The 18,679-nt window shown below is 64.8% G+C and carries 20 protein-coding genes and 1 tRNA gene; 9 read left to right on the top strand and 12 right to left on the bottom strand.

Annotated features, from left to right (window positions below; all coding sequences use genetic code 11):
- Positions 1 to 15 precede the first annotated feature (15 nt).
- The 3 genes from rfaD to VMV82_06180 all read left to right on the top strand — a co-directional run bounded on the left by rfaD (position 16) and on the right by VMV82_06180 (position 2,648).
- Complete coding sequence (gene rfaD, locus VMV82_06170; GenBank protein HUY41137.1) at positions 16 to 1,017, top strand: ADP-glyceromanno-heptose 6-epimerase; 1,002 nt, start codon at positions 16 to 18, stop codon at positions 1,015 to 1,017.
- 113 nt (positions 1,018 to 1,130) lie between these two features.
- On the top strand, positions 1,131 to 1,778 hold the full coding sequence (locus tag VMV82_06175) for a hypothetical protein (GenBank protein ID HUY41138.1): 648 nt from the start codon (positions 1,131 to 1,133) through the stop codon (positions 1,776 to 1,778).
- Positions 1,779 to 1,790: 12 nt separating this feature from the next.
- Positions 1,791 to 2,648 carry a CPBP family intramembrane glutamic endopeptidase gene (locus VMV82_06180; GenBank protein HUY41139.1) on the top strand — a complete coding sequence of 286 codons (858 nt, stop codon included), beginning with the start codon at positions 1,791 to 1,793 and terminating at the stop codon, positions 2,646 to 2,648.
- Here the strand turns inward: VMV82_06180 and VMV82_06185 are convergent.
- Both VMV82_06185 and VMV82_06190 read right to left on the bottom strand, forming a co-directional pair.
- The gene (locus VMV82_06185) at positions 2,645 to 3,220 is read right to left on the bottom strand and encodes a TlpA disulfide reductase family protein (protein HUY41140.1); all 576 of its coding nucleotides are present in this window, start codon (positions 3,218 to 3,220) and stop codon (positions 2,645 to 2,647) included. The genes VMV82_06180 and VMV82_06185 overlap by 4 nt on opposite strands.
- A complete protein-coding gene (locus tag VMV82_06190; protein ID HUY41141.1) occupies positions 3,220 to 3,672 on the bottom strand; it encodes a MauE/DoxX family redox-associated membrane protein in 453 nt (150 codons plus the stop codon). Before VMV82_06190 ends, VMV82_06185 begins: the two co-directional genes overlap by 1 nt.
- A gap of 64 nt (positions 3,673 to 3,736) precedes the next feature.
- Here VMV82_06190 and VMV82_06195 point away from each other — a divergent pair, with 64 nt between their 5' ends.
- Genes VMV82_06195 through VMV82_06215 form a run of 5 tightly spaced genes read left to right on the top strand, consistent with a single transcriptional unit; the run spans position 3,737 to position 7,393 of the window.
- Positions 3,737 to 4,309 carry an SCO family protein gene (locus tag VMV82_06195; GenBank protein ID HUY41142.1) on the top strand — a complete coding sequence of 191 codons (573 nt, stop codon included), beginning with the start codon at positions 3,737 to 3,739 and terminating at the stop codon, positions 4,307 to 4,309.
- Positions 4,306 to 5,259, top strand: a complete 954-nt coding sequence (locus VMV82_06200; GenBank protein ID HUY41143.1) for an SCO family protein — start codon at positions 4,306 to 4,308, stop codon at positions 5,257 to 5,259. The genes VMV82_06195 and VMV82_06200 overlap by 4 nt, the downstream gene beginning before the upstream one ends.
- Positions 5,260 to 5,280: 21 nt before the next feature.
- On the top strand, positions 5,281 to 5,847 hold the full coding sequence (locus VMV82_06205) for a sigma-70 family RNA polymerase sigma factor (GenBank protein ID HUY41144.1): 567 nt from the start codon (positions 5,281 to 5,283) through the stop codon (positions 5,845 to 5,847).
- Entirely contained in the window at positions 5,844 to 6,368 is a 525-nt protein-coding gene (locus VMV82_06210; GenBank protein ID HUY41145.1) for a hypothetical protein, read from the top strand. Before VMV82_06205 ends, VMV82_06210 begins: the two co-directional genes overlap by 4 nt.
- The gene (locus VMV82_06215; GenBank protein ID HUY41146.1) at positions 6,365 to 7,393 is read left to right on the top strand and encodes a sigma-E factor regulatory protein RseB domain-containing protein; all 1,029 of its coding nucleotides are present in this window, start codon (positions 6,365 to 6,367) and stop codon (positions 7,391 to 7,393) included. The genes VMV82_06210 and VMV82_06215 overlap by 4 nt, the downstream gene beginning before the upstream one ends.
- A 6-nt stretch (positions 7,394 to 7,399) precedes the next feature.
- Here VMV82_06215 and VMV82_06220 read toward each other — a convergent pair whose 3' ends face one another.
- The gene (locus VMV82_06220) at positions 7,400 to 8,731 is read right to left on the bottom strand and encodes a PQQ-binding-like beta-propeller repeat protein (GenBank protein ID HUY41147.1); all 1,332 of its coding nucleotides are present in this window, start codon (positions 8,729 to 8,731) and stop codon (positions 7,400 to 7,402) included.
- A gap of 57 nt (positions 8,732 to 8,788) precedes the next feature.
- Between VMV82_06220 and VMV82_06225 the strand changes: the two genes are divergently transcribed.
- Positions 8,789 to 10,237, top strand: a complete 1,449-nt coding sequence (locus VMV82_06225) for a PQQ-binding-like beta-propeller repeat protein (protein HUY41148.1) — start codon at positions 8,789 to 8,791, stop codon at positions 10,235 to 10,237.
- Here VMV82_06225 and VMV82_06230 read toward each other — a convergent pair.
- The 9 genes from VMV82_06230 to VMV82_06270 form a co-directional block, all read right to left on the bottom strand.
- On the bottom strand, positions 10,228 to 11,154 hold the full coding sequence (locus VMV82_06230; protein ID HUY41149.1) for a histone deacetylase: 927 nt from the start codon (positions 11,152 to 11,154) through the stop codon (positions 10,228 to 10,230). The two genes, VMV82_06225 and VMV82_06230, sit on opposite strands and share 10 nt — an antisense overlap.
- Before the next feature lie 9 nt (positions 11,155 to 11,163).
- A complete protein-coding gene (locus VMV82_06235; protein HUY41150.1) occupies positions 11,164 to 12,666 on the bottom strand; it encodes a tetratricopeptide repeat protein in 1,503 nt (500 codons plus the stop codon).
- Between the two features lie 18 nt (positions 12,667 to 12,684).
- A complete protein-coding gene (locus tag VMV82_06240) occupies positions 12,685 to 13,662 on the bottom strand; it encodes an electron transfer flavoprotein subunit alpha/FixB family protein (protein ID HUY41151.1) in 978 nt (325 codons plus the stop codon).
- The gene (locus VMV82_06245; GenBank protein HUY41152.1) at positions 13,662 to 14,438 is read right to left on the bottom strand and encodes an electron transfer flavoprotein subunit beta/FixA family protein; all 777 of its coding nucleotides are present in this window, start codon (positions 14,436 to 14,438) and stop codon (positions 13,662 to 13,664) included. Before VMV82_06245 ends, VMV82_06240 begins: the two co-directional genes overlap by 1 nt.
- 39 nt (positions 14,439 to 14,477) lie before the next feature.
- Positions 14,478 to 15,857 (bottom strand): hypothetical protein, encoded by a 1,380-nt coding sequence (locus VMV82_06250; GenBank protein HUY41153.1) that lies wholly within the window; start codon positions 15,855 to 15,857, stop codon positions 14,478 to 14,480.
- 62 nt (positions 15,858 to 15,919) lie between these two features.
- Positions 15,920 to 16,378 (bottom strand): c-type cytochrome, encoded by a 459-nt coding sequence (locus tag VMV82_06255; protein ID HUY41154.1) that lies wholly within the window; start codon positions 16,376 to 16,378, stop codon positions 15,920 to 15,922.
- A 60-nt stretch (positions 16,379 to 16,438) separates the two neighbouring features.
- Positions 16,439 to 17,410: a hypothetical protein gene (locus VMV82_06260; GenBank protein HUY41155.1), complete on the bottom strand. Its 972-nt coding sequence runs from the start codon at positions 17,408 to 17,410 to the stop codon at positions 16,439 to 16,441.
- A gap of 64 nt (positions 17,411 to 17,474) precedes the next feature.
- Entirely contained in the window at positions 17,475 to 18,035 is a 561-nt protein-coding gene (locus VMV82_06265; GenBank protein HUY41156.1) for a hypothetical protein, read from the bottom strand.
- Positions 18,036 to 18,587: 552 nt separating this feature from the next.
- Positions 18,588 to 18,671 (bottom strand) — tRNA-Leu (locus VMV82_06270).
- Between the last annotated feature and the right edge of the window lie 8 nt (positions 18,672 to 18,679).

Genomic DNA, 18,679 nt, shown 5'->3' on the forward strand with positions numbered 1-18,679 from the left:
CTCGCGCGCGGAACGATTGCCGTCACGGGCGGCGCTGGCCTCATCGGGAGCGCCGTCATCTGGGCACTCAACCGCCGCGGCATCGACGACATTCTCGTCGTCGACCGCCTCGACAGCAGCGAGAAGTGGCGCCATCTCGTCCCATTGCGATTCGCCGACTACGTCGACGCCGACGTCTTTGCAGATCGGCTCTTGGATCGCGAGGATGCCTTCGGCGATCTGCAAACGATCGTCCACCTCGGCGCGTGCTCGTCGACGACGGAGACCGACGCCGGTTACCTCCTGCGCAACAACTATGAGTACACGAAGCGCCTGGCCGAGCATGCTGCTGCACGGGATGCGCGCTTCGTCTACGCGTCGTCGGCCGCGACGTACGGCTCGCTCGAGGAGAACCTCTCCGACGAGCTCGACCTTCGCTCGCTCCGCCCGCTCAACGCCTACGCGTTCTCCAAACAACTCTTCGATCTCTACGCGGCCCGCACGGGTCTTGCCGACCGGTGCTGTGGCATCAAATACTTCAACGTCTTCGGCCCGAACGAAGATCACAAGGCCGATATGCGCAGCATCGTCTTGAAAGCGTACGAGCAAATCCTGACGAACGGCAGCGTCAAACTCTTCAAAAGCTATCGCCCGGAGTTCGCTGACGGCGAGCAGCGGCGCGACTTCATCTACGTCAAGGACGTGGCGGAGATCACGCTCCATCTGGCGCAAGCCGGAACGGCCGGCCTCGTGAACGCCGGAACCGGCCGCGCGCAGACGTGGCTCGAGCTCGTCCGGCCGATCTTTCGAGCGCTTGCGCTTCCCGAGCGCATCGAGTTCGTCGACATGCCGGAGCAGCTGCGCGGGCGGTACCAGTACTCCACCTGCGCGCGCATCGACCGCCTACGCGCGAGCGGCTACGACGGCAGGATGACCCCGCTCGCGGAGGCGGTCACCGACTACGTCCGCGGCTACCTCGTGCCCGGGCGTCCGCTGGACCCTGCCGACGCGCCGTTGGAGGCAACCGCGCTCGCTTAGGGAAAGCCCGCTCTGTCACTTCCAAGCGAGGTTTTTTCGTGTCTCAATCATCTCGCGCGCAGCGCCGTCAAGCCGCGCGCGGTGGGCCGCAGCCCCCGAAGCGGCGCGATCCCATGTCGATCGTCTACGTCGCGTTTGGCGCGATCGTTCTCATCGTCGTCGCGGTCTTCGCGATCGTCAACATTCAACAACAGCGCGCGATCGCGATGGCCAACGCGACGCCTACTCCCGGACCCAACGCCAGCGCGGCTCCGGTGCAGCTCGTCGACAACGTCGGCCTGGGCACGCCCGCGTTTGCGAATCCCATCAAGGCCAACCCTCACGCAGGCGCGCCCGTCGACGGCATCACGTGCCTGACGACCGAGCAGACCGTACTGCACATTCACACGCATCTCGCGCTCTTCGTGAACGGCAAGCAGCTGCAGATCCCGGCGGGCATCGGGATCGCTCCGATCCCACCGCAAGGCTGCCTCTATTGGGTCCACACGCACGATGCAAGCGGCATCATCCACATCGAAGCCCCGCAGATCGGCGCGCCATCCGGTGGCCCGTTCACGCTGGGAATGTTCTTCGACGTCTGGGGTGAGCCGTTGACGAGCGACGACGTCGCGGGAAAGCGCGGACCGGTCACCGCCTACGTCAACGGCGCTCTTTGGCAAGGAGACCTGCGCGCGATTCCGCTGCGGGCGCACCAGCAGATCACCCTCGAGGTCGGCAAGGCGGTGCCGCCGCCGAACTACGCCTTCCCCCCCAGCGTCTAACGTTACGGCGCGATGCGCGCGATCGTCGTTCTCGCCGAGCTCTGGGCGGCCTCTGAGATCGTTCTCCTCACCGGTCCGCTGCGAGGCGCAGCACTCGTCTATGCGATCGGCGCGCTCGCACTCTTCTTCTGCTCCGCGCTGACCTACCTCGTCACGCTTCCGCCTCGAAGCGCGCGCGACGCGCCGATCACGCGGCAGCTCCTTCCGCTGCAGCTCGCGTTGACGCTGCTCGTCGTCGCGCTCACGGGTTGGATGCTCGCGGTCCACGCGCACGCGCTCGCGTTTGCGCCGCCGCTTTGGTCGTCCATCAATCGTCATCTCGGCGCCGCATTGGCTGCCGTGGCGCCGGGCGGCCTTGGCCCGCCGCTCCTGAACTTCGCGGAGTACGCAGTGCTGCCGCTCGTCGTGCTGGCGCTCCTACGCGTTCCGTTCGCGAAGATGGGGCTGGGGGGCTTCAACCGCGGTAGCGCCGCCTCCGCCGCGATCTGGCTGGTGCTGCCGTTTTTTGCCGTCGCGTATGCGATTCTGTACGCCGATACGTCGGTCGCGCTCGTCGGGCGGCGTTTTCTCTCGAGCTTCTTTTCGAGCGGGTTCAGCCAAGAGTTCCTTTTCCGCGGCGCGCTCTTCGGGAGGCTGCGCGCACTCATGCCGACGCAATGGGCCGCATTCTTGCAGGCGATCGCCTTCGGCCTCTGGCACTTCGGTGCCGACGTCGCGCGCGGACACGGTATCGTGCCGGCGCTCGCGCTCATGGTACCCGCACAGGCGGCGTTCGCGTACGCCATGGCGATCCTCGTGCGGCGCAGCGGCAACCTCGCGATCCCCGTGGTGCTCCACACGACGCTCGACGCGCTTCGCTCCGTCGTCTAGCGCGCTTTATTCAAAGCACTCGCTAGCGTTTGGTACGGGATCTCGCCCGTGCTGACGTAGAGAATCTTCTTGTTCGTTCCGACGACGGCGATCGTGGGAAAGCCGCCTTGAATGTACTCGTTGGCGACGGTGAGCTGCGGGTCGAAAACCGCAACGGGATACGCCACGTGGAAGCGCTCGATGAAGTTGAGGAGATCCGCCTCCGATTCGGGCGAGCTCCCGTCCATCCCGGTCGTGCTTCCCGGAATGGCGATGAAAGCGACGCGCGACTCGAACGCGCCGTAGAGCCTGTTCAGAACGGCGGTCTCGTGCTGGCAATGCGGGCACCAGCTCGCGAAGATTTCAACCAGGACGGGACGGCGCTCTCTGTCGAGGTCGAAGAGGCCGGCCGTGGACGGGATGCGGAACTCCGGCGCCGCACTGCCCGTTTGGAGCGCGCTCATCGCCGGGGCATACGATGCGTTCTGCAGATTCTGCGGCGGATGAAGCGTTCGTACGACGACGACTGCGACGATGATGCCGAGTATGGCGATGGTGACGAGCGCGTACGCGAGGGTGCGGCGATTTTGCATTAGCGGTCCTTCCTGGCTGCGCGCGACAGCGTTGCGTCGAGCGCGAGAGAGCCCGGCGCCCGGCGGGCGATTAGCGCGGCGAGCGCCGCAAGCGCGGCGTCGACGCCGACGTGCGGCCAGTCGGCCGTCGCGGCGTCTGCCGGGCCGAAGCAGCCGCAGTTCGCCGGAATATGTCGTACGACCGCCGACGCAACCGCCGCGGCATAGACGAGCAACATGGCACACACGCTCGCCGAGGCGATACGCGTGAAGAGCCCGATCGCGAGGTAGAAGCCTAGGATCAGCTCGAGCGGCGGAATCGCGATCGCGAGCGGTACGACGAGGGCACCGGGAAGCAAGCGATATCCGGCGATCGCCGACGCGAGAGACTCGGGGTGCGAGACCTTGAGCGCGCCCGCGACGATCAGCAAGCCTCCCAAGAGGACGCGCAGCGCGAAGACCAGCCAAGCCATTCACGGCTCCTTTGCGCCATTTCCGCTAGGGCGCCTGCCGCCCGCGGCGTACGGTAGAAGTGCCGTGCGTCTCGCGCTCCTCGCCGTCATCGTCACCGTGCTCGCAGCCTGCGGCTCCGGCACCGCATTCACCGGAACCGCGTTCTCGCCGGCGCGCCCCGCACCCGATTTCACGCTCGTGGATCAAGCCGGCCGCAACTGGAGTCTCGCGTCGCAGCGAGGAACGAGCGTCGCGCTCTACTTCGGCTACACGCATTGCCTCGATGAGTGTCCATTGACGGTCGCCAAGCTCGCGCGTGCTATTGCCGCTCTTCCCTCAGGCGATCGTGCGGAGGTTGTATTCGTCACCGTCGATCCGCAGCGGGATACGCCCCGGGTTCTCGCCGCCTTCGTCCGCCGCTTCCGCGGGGCCACGGTCGTCGGCCTGACCGGAACGCATCGCGCCCTCGCGCGCGTGTACGCTGCGTATCACGTCTGGGAGCAGCGCATTCCGGGAAGGGCGAGGCGCGGCGGCTACGCCGTCGCTCACGCCTCGCCGGTCTTCCTGATCGACGATCGCGGCATGCTGCGCGTACTTCACGACGACGGCGACGCGCGCAGCGCGTTCGTTCACGATCTCCGCGAGCTAAACGGATGATGCTCGGCGCTCTCGTCTTGGCCGCGTCGCTCATTCCGGTTCACGGATTCGTGCTCGACGCGCGCGGCGGACGAACCGCGATCATACGAACCGACGCCGTGCCCCTTATGCTGCCGTCGCAGACACGCCGTTACCGGCTCTCGCCGCACGCACCGCTCGCAATGGGAGACGGCGTCGACGGCTTCGTCGACACGTCGACACGCCCGTGGACGCTGCGCGATCCGCTTGCCGCCGGGCATTTCGTGCCGGGGCTGCCCGATGCCGGGCGCGTGATTCCCGTCGACATCGGGAGTGCGCTGCCCTCGGCGTTGCTCGTCGACCAAAGCGGCCGCCTGATCTCGCTGCAACGCGCCTTCGCGGGCAAGACGCTGCTGCTCAGCTTCGTCTTCACGCGCTGCCCCGACCGCGATCTCTGTCCGGCGATCAGCGGCAAGTTCGCCTACCTGCAGTCGCATCTCGATCCCGCGCGCTTCGCGCTCGCCGAGATTACGCTCGACCCTCCGTACGACTCGCCGCGCGTCCTAGCAGAGTACGGCCGCACGTTCGGTCAGAACGCCGCAATCTGGAGCCTGCTGACCGGGCGCGGATCGACGATCGTGCGGCTCCTCGACGCCTTCGGCATCAACTCGCTACGTGTGAGCTCGAGCGCCTTCATCCATAACGACAAGCTCTTCATCGTCGCCTCGAACGGCCGCGTCGCCGACGTGCTCACGACGGCCGCCTGGAACCCGGACGACGTCATCGCGCAGGCGCGCTCCGTTGCCGGGCTCGCGAGCAATCCCTTCGAGCGCTTCAAACTCTCGCTGATCGCCGGCATCGTGACCATGTGCGGCGGCAGTCAATGGGCGGGGATCGTCATGCTCGAGCTCGCGCTCTTCTTCATCATCCTGCTCTTCGTATCGGGCGCGCTCTGGTTCGTGGCACGCACCCTCTGGGGGAGAGGAACGTAGCGACTGCAAAATGCAGCCAGCGTGGCTGCTCCCCGCAAGCCCGTCCAACCGCCCTCGGCCGAGCAGCGAGCCTTCTTGGAACGCGCCATGGAGCAATACGGCAAGGCGACCTACAACTTCGCCTACCGCCTGACGCGCAACGACTCGGATGCCGCCGATTTGACCCAGGAGGCCTTCATCAGGGTCTATCGGGCCTGGCGCAGCTTCGTCCCGGGGACCTCTTTCCTCTCATGGATCTACCGAATTGTCACGAATCTCTACCGGGACGAACTTCGGCGCCAGAAGGGACGTTATCAGGAGGAGATCCCCGAAGACAATGCACCGCAGGCCTTCGGGGGGAGCCGGCCTTTGGCGGTCGAGCCGATCGACGAGTATGTCGAGCGGCAGATGAGCGAACCGGTCGCCAAGGCGTTGGAGGCACTCACACCCGACCAGCGAGCCGTGCTGGTACTTGCAGACATCGAGGAGTATAGCTACCAGGAGATTGCGGAGATCGTCGGCTGCTCGATCGGAACGGTCCGCTCACGCCTTCACCGGGCGCGCAACCAGCTCCGCAGACTCGTAACCGAGCATTCAACAACATTATGACAAACGAACATATCGACAGCAGCACCCTCATCGACTACCTCCACCACGAGCTCGCGCCGGGGCAGGACGTGCTGGTGCACGCCCATTTGACCGCCTGCACGGAGTGTGCCGGCGCGTACGAGGCGGAGGCTCGCTTAACGGAAGCACTGCGCGCCGAGGCGCGTGCGGCCGAGCGAGAGCTCCCGTTGCGCGTCGAGAACCACATTTTGACCGGTATAGCGGGTCGCCCCATCCCGGCGTGGTTTCAGCGGTTACATATCCTCGTGCGGCCCGCAATCGGGTTGCCGGCCGCCGCGGTGCTCGTGCTGGCGCTCGCGCTCGGCTTTGCATCGCTGGGTTCGCATACGCAGCATGCACCGACAATTGCCGCGGCGTACTATCTCGACGCTCACGCGGCGCTTTCCAATAGGTCCCTGCCCTTCGCGCAAACGTCGGTGGTGCCGGCCGCGCTAGATAACGGGACGACCAACGCCGGCAACGCGAGCGCGGCCATCGCCGCAAACACGATCGCGAGCGAATGACGCTGCGCCGGGTTCTCACGCTCCTTCTCGTTCTCGCAGCCGGAGCGCACGTCTCGGCGGCACCCGCGCAAACCGACCACACGGCGTTTGCGTTGCTTCATGCAGCCGCGGAGGCACCACTTCACGTATCGTTCGTCGCCCAAGTCGAACTCCTGACGATCGGGTCGCACGGATCCGATGCCTCGATCTTTCGCGTCGAACATCGCGCTCCCAACTTGACGCGGCGGTGGTATCTGGCACCGTCGAACGTGTACGGCGATTGGACGGTCTCGCGCGGAGATTCGACCTATGCCGTCGACGTGAAGCACCACCGGGTGGTCGTTACCCGGCACGATGCCTTCGGCGTCCACTTCGGCTGGCGCCACAACCTCGCGCTACTGACGCGAAACTACGCGCCTATCCTCGGACCCGACGCGCAGATCGCGGGGCGCCGCGCCCGCACGATCTCACTCGTGAATCGATACTCGGGTGCCACGACGATGCGGCTGTGGGTCGATGCGGCGACCGGCCTCATGCTCCAACGGCAGGTCTACGCCACGGATGGCTCGCTCGTAGTGCAGATGCACTTCGCCGAGCTTCGCATCACGAACGACATTCCGATCTCCACCTTCAGCCTCCCCGCCAACTACGCCCAAACCATTGGCCCAAGTCGCAGCCTGCCTTCTAACAACCCCGCGCGGGCGATGGCGGAAAGCGGCTTCGCAGCGCGAGCGCCGCGCTTTCTTCCCGAGGGTTTCACGCCGGTCGCCGCCGACGTCGGCGACGAGAAAGGGATACGGACGCTGCACATCCTCTACTCCGACGGCCTGCGCACGATCTCGCTCTTCGAAAACGCCCGCGGTGCCGCAGTCGACATGTCGGGATATCATCCGGTCGCACTCACGGTCGGTCCGCTGCACGTGGAATCCGTCGATCGAGGGCCGACGACGCTGTTCGCGTGGTCGCAAGGGAACCTCCACTATGCGCTCGTCGGCGATTTGAACCGCGAGGACTTGGAGAAGATCGCGCTCTCGCTCGCGCAGTAACGTGCCTCACCCAGAGCGCAGGCTGCGCAACGGGACTGCCACGACTCCTTCGCGCGAGCCGTCGATCAGCGTGTCGTTCACGATGATGGGAGAGCCGACGTTGAAGTGGACCCCTTCCGCCTTTCTCCCGAGGACGCGGCCCGTTGCCGCGTCAACCGCCCAGAAGTAGCCGCCGAGATCTCCAAAATAGACGATCCCGTTTCGGGCGACGAGCCCGCCTTTCACGGGCCCTTTCACGCGTAGCTGCCAAAGGACTCGCCCGCTGCGCACGTCAAGGGCGCTCACGATTGATGTCAGGGCGCTGCCGATGAAGATTGCGTTTCGATAGATAAGCGGAATCGCGGATTCGTTGAACGCCGGAGCGCGGCCTTTGACGTTGGCAAGCGTGCGATCCCAGAGCACGCTTCCCGTTCGCTTGTCAAGGGCATATACGTGCTGGCGCGCGAGGGATCCGAACTGTACGACCCAGCCTTGCGGGCCACGTGCGAGCGGCTCTACGTACATGCCCACGAGGCTCGTCTTCGTCGATGCAATCGGATCGTCGGCTATCGCGCCGTCCACGCGCGCGAACGCTCGTCTCCAGAGGACCGCGCCGGTCTTGGCGTTCAGCGCGTAGACGGCGTTGGGAAAGCCACCGGAGACGTAGATTCTTCCTGCGTCGCCGCGGGTCACCGCCGTCATCGAAAAGAACGACGGTAATGACGCGTGCCACCGATACGCGCCTGTCTTGGAATCGAGCGCTACGACGGCGCCGGCGCCGTCCGCGTGGACGATCGCGCCACCGACCAATAGGGGCGTCGGCATGCCGGTTCCCGCAATGCCCTGCGACCACGTCTCTCGCCCGGTCGCCGCGTCGATCGCTTCGATGCGATTGGTTCCCAAGCCCATGACGACGTACGACGGCGGGAAGTACGCCGAGCAGTCGGAGTTGCCCGTCGCAACGAAGATCGTGCCGCGCTCGTAGATCGGCTGGGCCATGAGCTCGTTCTCCGCTTTGTACGTCCAGCGGATGGCACCCGTCGCTCCATCGATCGCGTACAGGCGATGGTCGTTCGAGGCCACCAGAATTGCATCGTGGTAGACAACGGGGGACGAGGAGATGCCGCCGGTTCGAACGCTCCACGCGAACGCGCTCGGAAGGCGCGGATCGACCACGACGACGTTGAGGCCGCCCCCCAAGCGAAAGCTCGTCCACGACGTCTCACGGTCCGAGCGAAAGATGCGCACGCTCGGATCGGGCGGCGCCGTCACGCCCATCGCGCGCGATTCCTGATGCTGCGAGCACGCGGCAAGTACGAGCGCAAGCGGCCAAAGCCACGCATTCCTGAGAGATGCCATGAGACGCGCCCTTCTCGCGACAAGGCGCCGCGCCCTCGGAGCGCCGAACGGGGCATCGTGGGGACTCCGACCGCGAGTGTGTTGCGCTGGACCTCGGCATTGTCGCTCGCGCTATGCGCGTGCTCGACGCACTACGCGTCTCCTGCGATGGGCGTTGCCGGCACGCCGGATCCAAGGGTGACGGTCTTCCGCGCCGATCGGGAGCGGTCGTGGTCGAGCTTTCGCTTGGGGGGCGGCCTCAACGTCGTCGTCGCGAGTCGCGGTTTGCCGCGTGAGTTTGCATGGCGCTTCCCTACCGGCGGCATCTCGTCGTCCCCTACTGTCATAAGGACGACGATTCTCGTCTCCGCCAACGACGATCATCTCTACGCGATCGACGCTTCCACCGGCGCGCTGCGATGGCGATACCACGCGGAGAACGAAATCATGTCGCAGCCCGCCTATGCGCACGGGCTCGTCTACGTCGGCATCGGCAATTCCGAGAACACCGCCTACGACCCGCCGTATTTTACGGTCGTCGGATCGGGAATGAACAAACTCGAAGCCATCTCCGCAAACACCGGCATCGAGCAATGGTGGAGCGGCCTCGACGGGACGGGCATGCCTTCACCGGCGGTCGTCGGAAGCAACGTTATCGCGGTAACCGGACATGGAACCGTCTTGGCGGTCGACGCTAAACGGGGAACCTTTCGCTGGCGCAGGGAGCTGGAGACCGTCTTCGCGATGTCCAGCGTCGTCAGCGATGCTGACGGGCGGCTCTATCTCTGCGGTCGGTTCCAGAATGCCGTCTTCGCGCTGAACGCGAACGACGGAAACATCCTGTGGACGCATACCTTCGACCGTCTCGTGGGCGGAGTCGGTGACGATCCGCTTGCGTCAACGCCGGGCGCGGTGATCGGCGATTACCTCCAGCCTCTGCGCGCTGGCCCCTTCGGCATGTTCGTGACGTACGGCTCGGTGGCACGCGAGCACGTGTACGCACTCGACAAGCGTGACGGCCACCTTCTTTGGGACAGGACTCTGGGCGCGGTGCAAGGCGTCGTGCCGCGGTACAACGAGTCTGCGATCGCGCTCGTCTACGGCGATCGCGTCTACGTCGGCAGCACGGTCGCTCCGATCGTTACGGCGCTCGACGCGCACTCCGGGCGCGTCGTCTGGCAGCTCCACGTCGGCGGACCGGTGAAGGGCGGCATCGCCGCACGAGACGGCATTCTCTACTTCGGCGATTTGACCGGCGTTCTGTGGGCCGTCGATGCACGAAGCGGTCGAGCCGTCGGACGCGTCGCCACCGACATGCACTTCAACGTCGGCTCACCGATCATCGTCAACGACTCGCTCGTCGATGGAGGCCTGGAGGACGTCATCGCATTGCCGCTGTCCAACATCCGCGCGTCGCAACCCATGCCGGGCGTCACGAGTCTCTCCCTCTGGCAGAAGATCGCTCGAGGGATCGCGAGCGTCGTTCCCCACCGTGATCCCCATCGCGAGGCCGCCTACTATCGCTGAGCGTCCGCCGCCTGCGCGATGCGCGCGATCGACTCCACGATCGACTCGATGACGTAGCCCCCCTCGAGGACGTAGGCGAGTCGCCCGCCGCAGTACTCCGCGGCCGTTCGTTCTATTTGCTCCGCGAGCGGCGTGGCCGCCTCGACGCCAATGCCGAGATCGCCGACTGGATCGCCCGCAACGTAATCGAATCCGGCGCTGACGACGAGCATGTCGGGGCGCACCTCAGCCGCTACGCGCGGCAAGAGCGCCTCCCACACGGCAACGAACTTTGCGGTACTCACCCCCGAAGCCGGGAGCGGTGCATTCACAACCAGGTCTGCGCCAAGCATCAGCGACTCTGAGGAGTTGCCGGTTCCCGGGTACGCCGGCGACGCATGGGTGGAGACGTACGACAACCCGTTGCCGGCTGCGGCCTGCGTGCCGTTCCCGTGATGGTAGTCGAAGTCGACGACAAGAACCCGGCCGCCGTAGTGCGATAGAAGCGCCCGCGCCGCAATCGCGGCATTGTTGAAGATGCAGAATCCCATCCCGCGTGCCGGCTCGGCATGGTGCCCCGGCGGCCGCACGAGCGCGAAGGTCGTTTCGCCGTGCTCTGCGGCATACTCCGCCGCCACGATGGCGGCACCGGCAGCACGCAAGGCGCAGCCGCGTGAGTGGCGGTCGATGACGACGTCACCGGTCGAAAGGTAACGCGGGCTCTCGACGGATCGCGTTTCGCGCTCGACCAGCGCGACGTACGCGGGCGCGTGCACGCGCTCCAGCTCCGCGGTCGTGGCGTCGCGCGCGGGAAAGCTATCGCGAAGAACTCCGCTGGCGCGCAGACGCTCGGCGACGGCTTCGACGCGCGCGGATGACTCAGGATGTGGGATGCCGCGAAGATGCTCGCCGAGCAGGTCGTCGGTGACGAAACGCACCGCTCTGCGTTAGTGCGTCCTGTTCAGGTCGGCGATCGCACGTTGCACGGACTTGTAGGCTGGGCTTCCACGCTGCATCATCGTGAGGAGCCGTTGATACGCGCCTAGGGCCTTGCTGCGCTCGTGATTCTTCGCATAGGCCCTCGCCGCCACGAAGAGCAGCTGCGGGTTCTGATCGAGGTATCCGCGCGCCGCGCTGTCGAGTACGTCGAAGATCTGCGATGCCTCGCGATAGTTGTGCAGCTCGAAGTCCGCACCCGCGATGCACCCCAGCGTCTCAGGCGAGCGTTTGATGGAAAAGCTCCTGCTGCAGGCGTCGCGCTGCAGGCTGAACTCGTGCCTGCGGTTGTACGCCGCTCCGAGCAGCTCGTACCCATCCGCACTCGGCGCGACGCTAACGAGATGTTTTAAGTACGCGATGGCGTCGACGGGCCGGTTGTGCTGCAGCTCGTACTCGCCCATGTCGCGAAGCGCGTCTTCGTTGTCCGGATCCAGCGTAAGCGCCTTGCGCCACTGCTGCATGCCCTGATCGACCTGGTGCATCGTGGCCGCAAGGTACGCTCCGTACGCAACGTACGTGAGCGCGACGTTGGGGTAGCGCGAGAGGAGCTGTTGGTAGACCGCCAGCGCCTGGCTAGCCTTGTGCTCGCTCGTGAAGTACTGCGCCTTCTGTACGTAGATCGCCACCTTCTGGTCGTCGGTCGCAGCCGCGACGGCAGCGTCGTCGAAGGCTTCGGAGGCGTGAGCGTCGTCGTGCTGGCGCGCGTAGAGGCTAGCCTTCATGACGAGGACCTGAACGCTCTGCGGATCGACGACTAGCGCGCGCTCGACGGCTTGGAGCGCTAGCGGGAGGTTGTTCTGCGCCACGTACGTCTGCGCGATCGACACGAGCGGCTTCGTGCTCGTCTTGTCGAGTGCAAAGGCCTTCTCGAACTGGATCCGCGCATCGTCGTAGTGCGATTCGGCCGCGTAGACCGATCCGAGCGAGAGGTACGCCTCCGGACTTGTCTTGTTGAACGTGACGGCGCGGTTCGCAACGCGTTCGGCGTCGCTCGCGCGATTGATCGACAAATAGAGATTCGCGAGGTCGGCGAGCACCGACACGTTTGTCGGGTCGAGGGTCGAGGCTTGTTCCAGGTCGGCCACCGCGATCCCGAGCTGCCCTTGTGCCTGTTGCGCGTACCCGTCGAGGAAGTACACTTGCGCGCTCTTGTCGCCGGCCTGCAGCAGGTGCTGCGTCAACGGCAGCGCGAGATCAGGGCGATTGATCGAAAGGTACTCGCCGGCAAGCTCGGTCATCGCTTCCTGATCGTTCGGATTGGCGCGGATGCGCGCTTGAAGCCGCGGGATTGCGATGTTCGGCGGCTCGGGCGTCGCCGTCGGCAACGCGACGGGGGTCGGTGAAGGAGACGGCGTCGGCCGTGACCGCCGAGCGACGGCGTGCGGCGTCGTGCTCGCGAGCGCGAGTCCGAGCGCGGCGATGAGAAGAGCGGGGAGCAGAAAGCGTTTCACGGTTGGATTTCCTTTGATCTACGCCTTTGCGGCTTCGACCAGTTTGGTGAGCTCGGGGATGATGGCGAATGCGTCACCGACGACGACTAGGTCGGAAAACTCAGCGATGGGCGCCGTGCCGTCCTTGTTGACGGCGACGATCGTGCCCGCGGAGCGCATACCGACTTTGTGTTGAATCGCACCCGAAATTCCGACGGCGATGTAGAGTTTGGGGCTGACGGTCTTTCCGGTCTGTCCAATTTGCAGACTGTAGGGAACCCAGCCTGCATCCGCAGCAGCCCGCGAAGCGCCGACGGCTCCGCCGAGCGCCTCCGCGAGGGGCTTGAGCAGCTTTTGAAAGGGCTCCGGACCGCCTAGCCCACGTCCGCCGCTTACGACAACAGGCGCTTCCTCGAGCCCCAGCTCGCCCGACGCTTCTTCGACCTCGCTCTCGATGCGCATCGCATAGCGCTTGCCTTGCGGTTTCTCAACGGCTTGCACCCGCGCTCCAGATCCGCCCGGCTGCGCGGCAAACGCATTGGGGCGCACCGTCGCGACACCGTAGGCGCAGTCGCGAAACGCGCAGGTCGTAATCGTTACTCCGCCGAGCTTCGGTGCTATGCAGGCGACGCGGCCGTTCTCGACCTCGAATCCCGTCACATCCGCGACCATGCCGGCGCCCAAACGCGCGACGAGTCGGCTCGCAACGTCTCGGCCGTACATCGTATTGGGAACCAGGATCACGGCGCTGCCGACGCTTCGCGCGACCGCCTCGACATAATCGATCGTCGGATCGATGAGGTACGCGTCGACGTCGGGATCCTCGGCAACGTGGACGGCATCGAGGGGATAGCCTTTGAGCTGCTCGGCAAGTTGTGCCGCACCGCTTCCCAGAACGACGGCGTGCGCGGTTCCGCCGAGCTTGTCGGCAAGCTCGCGTGCCTGCGTCGCCAGCTCGAACGTGACCTTGCGCGTCTGCCCCTTGCGATGCTCGACGATTTCGATAACGTGCTGCATCACACGAGCTTCCTCTCGCGCAGGAAGTCGAAGATCGCTCGCGCCCCGGTCGCTCCGTCGGGCGCTTCCACCACGCGCGCCTTCGTTCGTACGGGGGGCGGAGCGAAGCGCAGCAGCTCCGTCTTCGGGCCGAGCGGCCCTACGCCGGCGTCGGCAACGCCGAGCGTCGCGATCGTCTTTTTCTTGGCGCCCATGATGCCTTTGAGCGACGCGTAGCGCGGCTCCCCCACGGCCATGGTCACGCTGATCAGAGCCGGCAACGAACACGTAACGACCTGATACCCGCTGTCGGTCTCGCGTTGCGCCGTGATGACGCCGTTATCGACCGCGACATGACGCACGTTGGTCAGGCCCGGAACGCCGAGATGCTCTGCAACCGCTCCGGGAACGCCGCCCGTCGATCCGTCGTCCGCGAGACCTCCGCACACGACCAGATCGAACCCGATCTTTTGCAGGGCGCCCGCGATCGCGGCCGCCGTCATGGCGACGTCGCTGCCTGCGAGCGCGTCGTCGCTCAAAACGACGGCGTCGTCGGCCCCCATAGCAAGCGCCTTGCGCAACGTCTCTTGCGTGGATTGCGGGCCCATCGAAAGCAACGTAACGGAGGTCTCCCCGCCGAGCTTCTCCTTCAGCTGCAAGGCCGCTTCCAGCGCGTACTCGTCATAGGGATTCAGCACCGTTTCCATACCGACGCGCACCAGACGCTTCGTCACGGAATCGATGCTCTTGGGAGCGTTGAGATCGGGAACGAGCTTGACGGTAACGACGATTTTCATACAAAACCCGGCGTTGCGCCGGGCTTCGTGCTATTAGGCCTAGGGGGCGGAGGTCCCTCCTCGAACGCGGACGAGCACGTGCGCGAGCAGGGCCTGCTCCACGTCCCCGCGTGAAAACGAGGCGACGACGACGTAGGAGCGATCGTGCGAAACGTTCGGCGCGGTGAAGTACGCGATCGACTCACCAGGGGCCACGCTCTGCGTCGCAACCGGCGTCCCCGCATCGTCCTCGAAAGTCAAGCGCAGGTTGCGCGGGTGCGCGAGCAGCCGAACCCCGAATGTCGTCGCGGAGACGACGCGCTCCGCGACGCGAAAAACCTGCCCGGCCGTCAGCACGCCGGAGATGCTGGGCGGCGCCTGCGCGTCGTTCTTTGGCAGCACGAGCAGTCCAGCGGAAGCGCGCGCGCTTCTCGCGCCGCTTTGCGCGAGGAGTTCGACGCGATACTGCGTCGGCACGTCAACCGAGGGCGCGGTCAGCGTCGTCTCTCCGTTGGAAGAGTACGGCGCGCGCTGCAAAGCGATTCCGGATGTGTCGAAGAGCGTCACGCTGCCGCTGCGTGCGTCGGCGACGTACCGCACCGTCACGCGTTCCCCGCTGCGAACGACGCTCGGATCGGGCTGCAACGCTGCGATCGAGATCGCGCCGGAGTCGGAGATCGAAACGGCGCGCGCCACGAGCTGTCGACGAACGGTGCCGAACGGGCCGACCACGGCAAGGGTCACGTGATACGCTGCGGCGTTCTTCCTGGTAGGAAATGAGAACGAGCCATTTCTCGCCGGCAAAACGCCGCCGGCGATCTGCGTACCATCGCTCGTGACGTTGTACTCCGCCGTCCCGACGCCGCCGTAGGCATACGACGCATCGATTCGATCGCCGGCCGCGACCTCCGTCGGCAGCGTGTACGCCGAGATGGAAGGGAGCATCGATCGCCACGAAATGAGGCCGGCAAGCAGGAGCGACCCGGCGAGCGCGAGCGCCGACGCCAATCGTATCGCCGGCGGAGGCGGCACGTCGGCTTCCGCCGTGGCGCGCAGCGACGTGTTCTCCAAATGTAGCGCGATCGTACGCAAGCGGTGCGGAAGGCGAAGCGGAGCGCGAATCGGAATCCGCATGACTGATTGCGGCTTGATCCAAAAGTACCCGGGTTCCAACGAGACGCTGCCGTGGTGCGTCCAGCCCGTGACCGAGCAGGCGATCTCGTCGTCCGAACCGTTGACCACTTTGGCAACGAAATCCGACGACATGAAGCCACGGCGCTCGCACTTCAGTGCGGCCATCACCGTGCGGTCGCCTGAAACGATCGCGACGAAGCGGCGCGCCTCGTCGGGTGTGACGACCGATCCCAATTGGTAAGCGGTCAGCGGCGCGCGCATCCGCGCCGCCGGCAGTTGCAGCACCTCTGCCTCCGAGCCCATCATAATGATAGCTTCGGCGCCCGAAAGAGCGGCGACGGGCGCTTTACCGAAGCTTTACGACGGCGTCATCGCAGGCGCGTCAGAACGTAATACGCGACGTCGTGGAGATCGCGCTTGGACATCTTCCAATGCGGCATGATCGGATCGAGCCGCTGGCCGTCGTTGTCGATCCCGCTCGAGATCGCCCACTCCAGCAAGCCCAAGGTGTATGGGTGCCGCTGTCCCCGAACGAGCGCGCCGTATCGCAGATCCGCACTGACGGCTCCGCCAGGCAAGCTGACGCCGCCCGATCCGTTCGGGCGATGGCACGCCGCGCAATTCGGGCGCATCGCACGCGGCTGCGCGTGGATACGCTGCCCGCTCGAATCGCGTCCGGTGAGGAATATCGCGCGTCCGTTGGCAACCGAGGCCGCGCTTGCTGAGACGTCCGCCGGGGATGGAGTCGGCGAGGCGCCGCGAGACCCCGAAGAGCACGCCACGATTGCGAGGAGCACGGGGAAGAGCATCGGCAGATAGCGATTCATGTCGCGCCATTTTTTATCTCCTTGGCGTTGGCCTGCTAGTACGTCTCGCGGTTGAGGAGCTTACTCCACCGCAAAAAGAGCAATCGCAGTGGCACGTTCGTTGAGCGGCACCAGCCGCTCGTGGTCTCGAGCGACAAATGCGACGCCGTTCTCTTGCAGAATCGTCGTGATCCATCCGCTTGCGCGGTCCGGAGGCGCACCGAAGGCCAAAACCGGCTCGGCGCCGGCGACCTCCGCTTTGTAGCGGACGCGATAGTCGAAGAGCTGTCCCATGCCGTAGCGCATCCGGTCTACGGATTGGCGCGCGTCGTTGAGGCTCTTTGCTTCGACCAAGAGCGACTGATCGCCATAACGCACGAAGAGATCGATATTATTGTTATACCAGCAGCGTCCGCCAAGGCGCTCGGCGTGCCGGCGAATCATGTCCAGCGTGGCATTGTGATCTTTGCGCGCTCGCTCTTGCAGCGCCGCAGACTCGTAGATGCTTGGCAGCGCCTTGCCCGATGGTACGTATCCCGTGCCTTCCGGTATCCTGACGGCCTCGCGAAATGCGTCGCGCGGCGCCTCGACGAGCAACGGTGAATACCCCGCTGAAAGGACGGATTCCGTGGTAACAGGTGGCGCGAACTCTCGGCCGGCTGAAACGCCGCCGAGCATCAAGATTCGATAGTAGGCCGTTTCACGAATCGGCCGCGCCGCGCTCTGAAATGGCGGCGACGACGCGCTCTCCGTTTCGACGAATATGTCGCGTTGCCGCAAGGGCACCGGTCGCTCGAAGGGCTCGTACCAGGCGACGTTCATGAAGTAATGGTCAGATCGTGCCCAATCTTCGAAGGATGTGCCGAGTATGCCATGACCGACGTAAGTCGACCGCTCTTCCACGCAAGCACCTGTCGCCGGACGGTAGTAGATGAAGCGGTCAAAATCGTTGATGCGCCCACGGTACTGCCGAGGGTAATGATAAATCACACCCTCGCGGTCGAGATACTTTGGATCGTCGTGCCAGGTGCGCTGACTCAGAACAACGGGCATGAGAGCCTGCTTTGCTTTCGGTCCTCCAAGTCTTGTCTTGACCCGTACGCGTCGCGAGCCGACTTCATCGTAACTTCTGCGCGGCCTTCGCGGCCCGCAACGATTCGTAAAACTCAGCGAAGCGCGAAGCCTCCCCCTCCTTCTCGCTCCAACGCCTAATACTTGATAGGTTCACGCGGCCGCTCTGTGCCACAGCCATCGCGGCGGCCAGCGCGCTGCGGTCACCAAAGAAATAGAACGAAGCCAAGCGGTCTCGTACACAATCCGTACGGGACAGAACGGAGAGAATTTCGCTACCGCGTTGGACCGTGTCGTAGGAGCTAACGAGATCGTTGCCGATTGCAAGCGGACCAGGTGGAAACTCGACTGTGAAGATATTCTTATCGTGGTGATAAGTGCCGCCAATCTCGTGGTAGCCTAGCTCGCGCAATACATCGCCGGCACGGGCCGTATCGCTGGAAAACGCGATGATGAAATCGGCGTCTTCGGATTGATAGGACTGAGGCGCATAATACGTGGCGGCGCTGCCACCTGTAAGGACGGCGACGGTCCAAACATGTGCCAACGCGGTGCAAACCGCGAAGCAGACGTCCTCAAGCGAGGACTCCTGGGTTATCGGCAACATCCTAGAGCGCCTTTCCAGCGCGCCGTGGCCGCCGTCGCAACTCCGAAACGCGGCGCTCCAGGCTGGGGTCGCGCTTTGCATATTTCAGGAGAAGCGAGCGTAGCTCGTCAGCACCGTAGAATCGCGGGTTGAGGCGAACCTCCCGATTAGCGCCAACAATCCGGCTAACAACAACACCCTCGCGTTCAAGATCATTCACCATCCGCTGTACGCTTGGCAGCGGTGCGTTGCTGAGCCGCGCGAGCTGCCTTGGGTACGTTTCGCCGAGGAGAGCGACCAGCGTTAGGACCTTGCTGCGGGAGGTACTTCCGAAGAGCTTCATGGGAACCATGCTTGCCATATTATCAAAAATGTGGTCAGTTGACCACATTTTTGTTGCTATTCCGAAGTCGCCTGGAGGTTCTCCAACGTTAGATCCTCAAGCTACGCCCCACGTGATCTCGGGGCCGAGGCGCGGGCCGTCGAGGCGCTCCTGAAGTGCCACGGCAACCAAATGTCAACCGCGCCGCTTATGGCGCTACGGAAACCGCGTGGTTATGCGTCTTTCGGTTATGGGATGGCCGGGAGTCGAACCCGGACGTCCTTTCGGACTGCAAATTTTAAGTCTGCTGTGTCTGCCTATTCCACCACCATCCCGTATCTCT

The sequence above is a fragment of the Candidatus Dormiibacterota bacterium genome (genome assembly GCA_035532035.1).
Lineage (GTDB): Bacteria > Vulcanimicrobiota > Vulcanimicrobiia > Vulcanimicrobiales > Vulcanimicrobiaceae > Tyrphobacter.